This is a genomic window from Micromonospora okii, assembly GCF_020884795.1.
In the GTDB taxonomy this organism is placed as follows: Bacteria; Actinomycetota; Actinomycetes; order Mycobacteriales; family Micromonosporaceae; genus Micromonospora; species Micromonospora okii.
The window spans coordinates 213,303-220,333 of record NZ_BBZF01000014.1 but is presented as its reverse complement, the minus strand read 5'-3'; the positions used below and the strand labels follow the sequence as shown (position 1 = coordinate 220,333).

At 71.9% G+C, this 7,031-nt stretch carries 6 protein-coding genes; 3 read left to right on the top strand and 3 right to left on the bottom strand.

Annotated features, from left to right (window positions below):
• Positions 1 to 476 (top strand): aldo/keto reductase (locus LPU43_RS07580; RefSeq protein ID WP_229399536.1); only part of this gene is annotated, 476 nt, incomplete at its 5' end.
• A gap of 59 nt (positions 477 to 535) precedes the next feature.
• Here the strand turns inward: LPU43_RS07580 and LPU43_RS07575 are convergent.
• A complete protein-coding gene (locus LPU43_RS07575; protein WP_229399535.1) occupies positions 536 to 1,660 on the bottom strand; it encodes a glycoside hydrolase family 12 protein in 1,125 nt (374 codons plus the stop codon).
• A gap of 300 nt (positions 1,661 to 1,960) precedes the next feature.
• Here LPU43_RS07575 and LPU43_RS07570 point away from each other — a divergent pair, with 300 nt between their 5' ends.
• Entirely contained in the window at positions 1,961 to 3,067 is a 1,107-nt protein-coding gene (locus tag LPU43_RS07570) for an FAD-dependent monooxygenase (protein WP_229399534.1), read from the top strand.
• 140 nt (positions 3,068 to 3,207) lie between these two features.
• Entirely contained in the window at positions 3,208 to 4,965 is a 1,758-nt protein-coding gene (gene ctaD / locus LPU43_RS07565) for an aa3-type cytochrome oxidase subunit I (RefSeq protein WP_229399533.1), read from the top strand.
• A 160-nt stretch (positions 4,966 to 5,125) separates the two neighbouring features.
• On the opposite strand, the gene LPU43_RS07560 is transcribed toward ctaD, so the two are convergent.
• Together LPU43_RS07560 and LPU43_RS07555 are read right to left on the bottom strand one after the other, a co-directional pair.
• Positions 5,126 to 5,698, bottom strand: coding sequence for an isochorismatase family protein (locus LPU43_RS07560; RefSeq protein ID WP_229399532.1), 573 nt, complete (start codon positions 5,696 to 5,698; stop codon positions 5,126 to 5,128).
• 39 nt (positions 5,699 to 5,737) lie between these two features.
• Positions 5,738 to 7,024 (bottom strand): nicotinate phosphoribosyltransferase, encoded by a 1,287-nt coding sequence (locus LPU43_RS07555; protein ID WP_229399531.1) that lies wholly within the window; start codon positions 7,022 to 7,024, stop codon positions 5,738 to 5,740.
• Between the last annotated feature and the right edge of the window lie 7 nt (positions 7,025 to 7,031).

Sequence of the window (7,031 nt, the reverse complement as noted above, 5' to 3'; positions counted from 1 at the left end):
ACCTCTGGCTGATCCACTGGCCGCCCTCCTCGCCGGCCGACAGCATCCCCATGTGGCGGGAGCTGCTCGCCGCCCGCGACGAGAACCTCACCCGGGCGGTCGGGGTGAGCAACTACGGCACCGGCCAGATCGACGAGCTGATCCAGGCCACCGAGGAGAACCCGGCGGTCAACCAGATCCGGTGGAGCCCGTCGCTGTACGACCGGCAACGGCACCTCGAACACCGGGACCGGGGCGTGGTGCTGGAGGGCTACAGCCCGTTCAAGACCACCGACCTGTCCGACCCGGTGCTGACCCGCATCGCCGCCGCGCACGACGTGTCGCCGGCACAGGTCGTGCTGCGCTGGCACGTCGACCACGAGATCGTGGTGATCCCGAAGTCGGTCACCCCGGAGCGGATCAGGGCCAACTTTGACATCTGGCACTTCTCGCTGACGGCGGAGGAGATGCGCGACATCGACGCCCTGGGCCACTGACGCGCGGGCCCGTCACCGAGCGGGGGCGTGGTCGTCGTGACCACGCCCCGCCCCCGGCGTCATGCCCTGGTGCAGGCCCTGCCGTTGAGGGTGAAGCTGGTCGGCGACGCGTACGCGCCGCTCAGCGTGGCCTGGTAGCCGAAGTTCGCGGTGCCGCCCGGCGCGAGCGTGCCGTTGTGGGCGAAGTTCCGGGCCGTCACCGCCGACCCGCTCTGGCTCACGGTGGCGTTCCACGAGTTGGTGACCTGCTGCCCGGCCGGCAGCGTGTACGCCAGCGTCCAGCCGCTGATCGTCGACGAGCCGGTGTTGGTGATCTGCACGTCGGCGGTGAAGCCGTTGTTCCACGAGGTCGGCGTGTACTTCACCGCGCAGCCGCCCGTGCCCGGCGGGGGAGTGGTCGGCGGCGGCGTGATGGGCGGGGTGCCGCCGGTGTTCACCGACTGGGAGAACGAGGTGACGGCCAGCCCGGCGCCGCCCTGCCACGGCTCGAAGCCGGCCTGGATGCTGGTGAGGTACCAGGAGTTGGTGATCGCGCCCCGGTTGCGGGTGTCGTTGATGAAGTCGAGCACGTCGAAGCTCAGGGAGGGGATCGCCGACGGGGCGAGGTAGGAGATGACGTTGTTGGCGCCGTTGCTGCCCCGCCAGACCTCCCAGGTGCGCCCGGCGACGGTGGCGGTGCCGACGGGCGAGCCGATGGGCTGGATGGGGCCCTGCCGGTTGAGCCAGATCATGATCTCCATCTGGTTCACCCCGTCGCGCTTGGGCGAGGGGTCGAGCCAGATGTCGTACGAGGCGTTGTAGGTGGCCCCGCTGACGTACCGGTAGTTGATGCTGCCGGGCGCGCTGCTGATCTGGCTGACCTGCACCGGCAGGTTGGTGCCCGGCGAGCAGTTGGTGTAGTGGCAACCCACGAAGATCGACGGGTACGCCGTGGGCGCGCCGTTGGTCGGGCTGCTGCCGTTCTGCGTGGTGATCTCGAAGCCGGTGCCGGTGACGTTGATGCACTGCTGGGCGGTGGTGCCCCAGCGGTTGTTCTGCGCCACGTAGCGGTTTCCGATGACCGTCGAGCCGTACTGCTCGCAGATCTGGGTGTCGGCGGAGGCGGTGCCGCCGAGGGCGACGGCGACGAGCGTGCCGGCCGCGAGCAGGCCGGCGGCCGCGAGGGCGCGCAGTGGACGTTTCATGATGCTCCTTGGCGTCGGCGCGGGGACGTCGGTACTGACCCGGAGGTGCTTCGGGAGCGCTCCCATTCTCCGCAGACACATTCACATGTCTGAAACTTTCGCGCAACCTGGCCCGGCGAGTTTTCGCCCCGGTCCGCATTCGTCGCCGTGGATCACCCCCGACCGGACCCTCCGTGGGCGGCCGGCGCGGCGCGTCGGAGGCGGGCGCGCCGGGGACCATCCGCTCTGGCGTGCCCCGATCGCACCGAGTAGTGTCTTGCCTCCAACGCGTGCCGCTACCCCCCGGAGGCGTACACCACGATGGGTGGCTTCCCCCTGCGCATCCTCGTCGTCGGCGCGGGCATCGCCGGTCTGGCCGTGGCCCGGGCACTGCGGAGGGCGGGTCTCCGGCCCGACGTCACCGAGCGGCTCCCCGCCCCGCAGCTCCCCGACACCGGCCTCTACCTGCCCGGCAACGCGGCCCGCGCGCTGCGCCTGCTCGACCTCGACGGCCCCGTGCGCCCGCTCGGGCAGGTCATCCACCGGCAGCGCTTCCTGGACGCCTGCGGTGAACCGCTCTGCGAGGTCGACCTCGACGCGCTCTGGGCCGGCGTCGGCGAGTGCCGCGCCCTGCCCTGGGCCGAGCTGCACCGGGTGCTGCTCACCGGGGCCGGCGGCGAGGTCCGGCACGGCGTCGAGCCGGCCGGGATCGACCTGCTGCCCTCCGGCGTCGGCGTCACCTTCGCCGACGGCACCACCGCCGAGTACGACCTGGTCGTCGGCGCGGACGGCCCCCGCTCGGCGGTCCGCTCCCTGGCCGCGCTCGGCGGCGCGCCCCGCCCGGCCGGCCAGGTCGTGTACCGGGGCGTCGTCCGCGCCGGCCCGCCGGTCACCGAGTGGACCGCGCTGCTCGGCCAGCGGGCCGGCTTCCTCCTGGTGCCGCTCGGGGCCGGCCGGCTCTACTGCTACGCCGACGAGGCGGGCACCGTGCCGCCGGCCGAGCCGCTGACCCGGCTCCGCGAGCTGTTCGGCGGGTACGCGCCGCCGGTGCCGGAGGTGCTCGACGCGCTGGAGGACGTGCGCGTCGGCGTCACCGAGGAGGTGGAGCTGGGGCGCTGGTCCCGGGGGCGGGTGCTGCTCGTCGGCGACGCCGCGCACGCCACCGCGCCGACGCTGTCCCAGGGCGCGGCGATGGCGCTGGAGGACGCCGTGGTGCTGGCCGAGTCGCTGACGGGCACCGACAGCGTCGAGGCGGCCCTGGCCGCGTACGAGAGCCGCCGCCGTCCCCGTACCCGATGGGTGCGGGACCGGACCCGGGACCGCAACCGCACCCGCGACGTTCCGGCCGCGCTGCGCGACCCCCTGCTGCGCGGGCGCGGCGCGCGGATCTTCGGCGAGCACTACCGGTTGTTGGTCGATCCGCTGTGAGGCCCTGAGCGGGGCGGCGGCATCGTAGCCGCCCACCCCACGCGGCACCCCCACCTGCCGGGGACTATCCTCCCTACGGATGACGGCTCGCAGATAACCACGCGTGCCGAGCGGCACAAACCCAGAACCGGAGGCCACTCGTGACCACCGTCGCACCCAAGCCGGTCGTGACCCGGCCCTGGCCGGTCCGAGAGCCGGTCAAGGGGTCGGCACTCGCGCGGCTGCTGCGCACCACGGACGCGAAGCAGATCGGGATCATGTACATGGTCACCGCGTTCGTGTTCTTCATGATCGGTGGCCTGATGGCCCTGATCATGCGGGCCGAGCTGGCCCGTCCCGGGATGCAGTTCCTCTCCCCGGAGCAGTACAACCAGCTGTTCACGATGCACGGCACGATCATGCTGCTGTTCTTCGCGACGCCGGTCGTGTTCGCCTTCGCGAACTACCTGGTGCCGCTCCAGATCGGCGCCCCGGACGTGTCGTTCCCGCGACTGAACGCCTTCGCGTACTGGCTGTACCTGTTCGGCGGCGTGATGGCGACCGCCGGCTTCATCACCCCGGGCGGCGCCGCCGACTTCGGCTGGACGGCGTACACCCCGCTGAGCTCGGTCGAGCACTCCCCGGGCGTCGGCGCGAACATGTGGGTCGTCGGCCTGGCCATCTCCGGTCTGGGCACGATCCTCGGCTCGGTCAACCTGATCACCACGATCCTGACCCTGCGCGCCCCCGGCATGACGATGTTCCGGATGCCGATCTTCACCTGGAACATGCTGGTCACCAGCCTGCTGGCGATCCTGATCTTCCCGCTGCTGGCCGCCGCGCTCTTCGCGCTGGCCGCGGACCGGCTGCTCGGCGCGCACGTGTACGACCCGGCCACCGGCGGCCCGATGCTGTGGCAGCACCTCTTCTGGTTCTTCGGCCACCCCGAGGTGTACATCATCGCGCTGCCGTTCTTCGGCATCATCTCCGAGATCATCCCGGTCTTCTCCCGCAAGCCGATCTTCGGCTACAAGGGCCTGGTCGCCGCGACCATCGCCATCGCCGCCCTGTCGATGAGCGTGTGGGCCCACCACATGTTCGCCACCGGCCAGGTGCTGCTGCCGTTCTTCAGCTTCCTGAGCTACCTGATCGCCGTGCCGACGGGCATGAAGTTCTTCAACTGGATCGGCACCATGTGGCGGGGCCAGGTGACCTTCGAGTCGCCGATGCTCTTCGCCGTCGGCTTCCTGGTGACCTTCCTCTTCGGCGGCCTCACCGGCGTGCTGCTGGCCAGCCCGCCGCTGGACTTCCACCTGCACGACAACTACTTCGTGGTGGCGCACTTCCACTACGTGCTCTTCGGCACGATCGTGTTCGCCGTCTTCGCCGGCATCTACTTCTGGTTCCCGAAGATGTTCGGCCGGATGCTCGACGAGCGGCTCGGCAAGATCCACTTCTGGCTGACCATGATCGGCTTCCACACCACGTTCCTGGTGCAGCACTGGCTGGGCGCCGAGGGCATGCCCCGCCGGTACGCCGACTACCTGCCCAGCGACGGCTTCACCACGCTGAACATGATCTCCACGATCGGCGCGTTCATCACCGGTATCTCGACGCTGCCGTTCATCTGGAACTGCTGGAAGGCGTACAAGACCGGCCCGGTGGTCGAGGTGAACGACCCGTGGGGCCACGGCAACTCGCTGGAGTGGGCGACCAGCTCGCCGCCGCCGCTGCGCAACTTCGACCGGATGCCGCGCATCCGCTCGGAGCGGCCGGCGTTCGACGCCAAGTTCCCCGAGCTGGCCGCCGGCCAGACCCTCGCCGGCCCGCCGGAGGGCGGCGCGAAGCCGCTGACCAGCGAGTCCACCGGTGGCGCCAGCTACCAGGAGGACACCTCGGGCAACCTCGACAGGCGCTGAGACCCGCTGCGCCGACGGGCGCCGCACCCCTGCCGGGGTGCGGCGCCCGTCGCGTTCCCGGCCCGGCTCGCTCCGTCGACGGCCCGGCCCGGCTCGCTCGTTTCGTCGATCAAGAAGTTCGCGTCGGGGTTCGGCCGCGCAGGTGACGCAAACTTCTTGATCAGCTCGGGACGGTGCCGGAGCGGGTCACCCCGGCGCCCTCCATCGCGCGCAGCGCGACGTCCAGCGTCTCCGGGGCCACGGCGGCGGTCAGGTCCAGCAGCACGACGGTGGCGAAGCCCTCCCGGGCGGCGTCCAGCGCGGTGGCCCGGACGCAGTGGTCGGTGGCGATGCCGACCACGTCGACCCGGTCCACGCCCCGGGCGCGCAGCCAGTCGGCCAGGCGCTCGCCGTCGTCGGCGTGCCCCTCGAAGCCCGAGTACGCCGCCGCGTGCTCGCCCTTGTGGAAGATCGCCTCGATCCGGTCGGTGGCCAGCTCGGGGTGGAACTCGGAGCCGGTCGTGCCGACCACGCAGTGCCGGGGCCAGGAGTCGATGAAGTTCGGCGGGTCACCGAAGTGGCCGCCCGGGTCCACGTGATAGTCCTTCGTCGCCACCACGTGGTCCCAGCGTTCGGGCTGGGCGGCGAGCAGCCGGGAGATCCCGGCCGCGACGGCGGCCCCGCCGGGCACGGCGAGGGACCCGCCCTCGCAGAAGTCGTTCTGCACGTCGACGATGATCAGCGCGTTGGCCATGGGGGTGTGCTCCTTCGCGTGCGATGGGGGAGTCGGCGGTCAGCCGGCCGGGACGACGGTCACCGGGATCGCCGGGTCCCCGGCGGAGAGCTTCAGGCCCTCCCACGGGATGGAGATGAGGCACTGCCGCAGGTGCTCCCGCGACTCGTCCAGCGTCGGCAGGTCGACCGGCTCGCCCCCGGCCACGTACGACCGCTGGAGCAGCCGGTCGTGCGGGCGGCGGTCCGGGACGCCCTGCGGGACGACGACCTCCTCGGTGGCGGTGCCGGTCGGCTTGTGCCGGCGGACGGCCACCTTGCGCCCGCCGATGGTCGCCTTCTGCTCGGAGCGCTTCACCACGGGCCGCCCCGCGACCTCGACCAGCTTGTAGACCAGGCCGGCGGTCGGCGCGCCGGAGCCGGTGACCACGGCGGTGCCCGCGCCGTACATGTCGACCGGCTCGGCGGCGAGCGTGGCGATGGCGTACTCGTCGAGGTCGCCCGAGACGATGATCTTCGTCTCGGTGGCGCCGAGCGAGTCCAGCAGCTCGCGGGACTGCTGGGCGATGACCGTCAGGTCGCCGGAGTCGATCCGCACGGCCCGCAGCTCCGGCCCGGCGACCTCGATCGCGTTGCGGATGCCCTGGCTGATGTCGTAGGTGTCGACCAGCAGCGTGGTCTCCTTGCCGAGCGTGGCGACCTGGGAGGCGAACGCCGTCCGCTCGTCGTCGTGCAGCAGCGTGAACGCGTGCGCGGCCGTGCCGGCGGTCGGGATGCCGTAGCGCTGCCCGGCGGCCAGGTTGGAGGTGAACCGGAACCCGGCCAGGTACGCGGCCCGGGCGGCGGCGACCGCCGCCTCCTCGTGGGCCCGCCGGGACCCCATCTCGACCAGGGCCCGGCCCCGGGCCGCGGTCACCATCCGGGCGGCGGCGGCGGCCACCGCGCAGTCGTGGTTGAGCACCGACAGCACCAGCGTCTCCAGCACCACGCACTCGGCGAAGCCGCCGGAGACGGTGAGGATCGGGGAGCCGGGGAAGAACAGCTCGCCCTCGGCGTACCCGTCGATGTCACCGGTGAAGCGGTAGTCGGCCAGCCACCGCGCGGCGGCGTCGTCCACCACGCCCGTGCGGCGCAGGAAGTCGACCTCCTCGGCCGAGAAGCGGAAGTCGCGGATCATCTCGATCAGTCGAGCGGTGCCGGCGACCACCCCGTAGCGCCGGCCGGTGGGCAGCCGGCGACTGAAGACCTCGAAGACGCACGGGCGGTCGGCGGTGCCGTCCCGCAGCGCGGCGCTGACCATGGTCAGCTCGTAGTGGTCGGTCAGCAGCGCGGGGCGAAGGATGCTCACCTGCCCA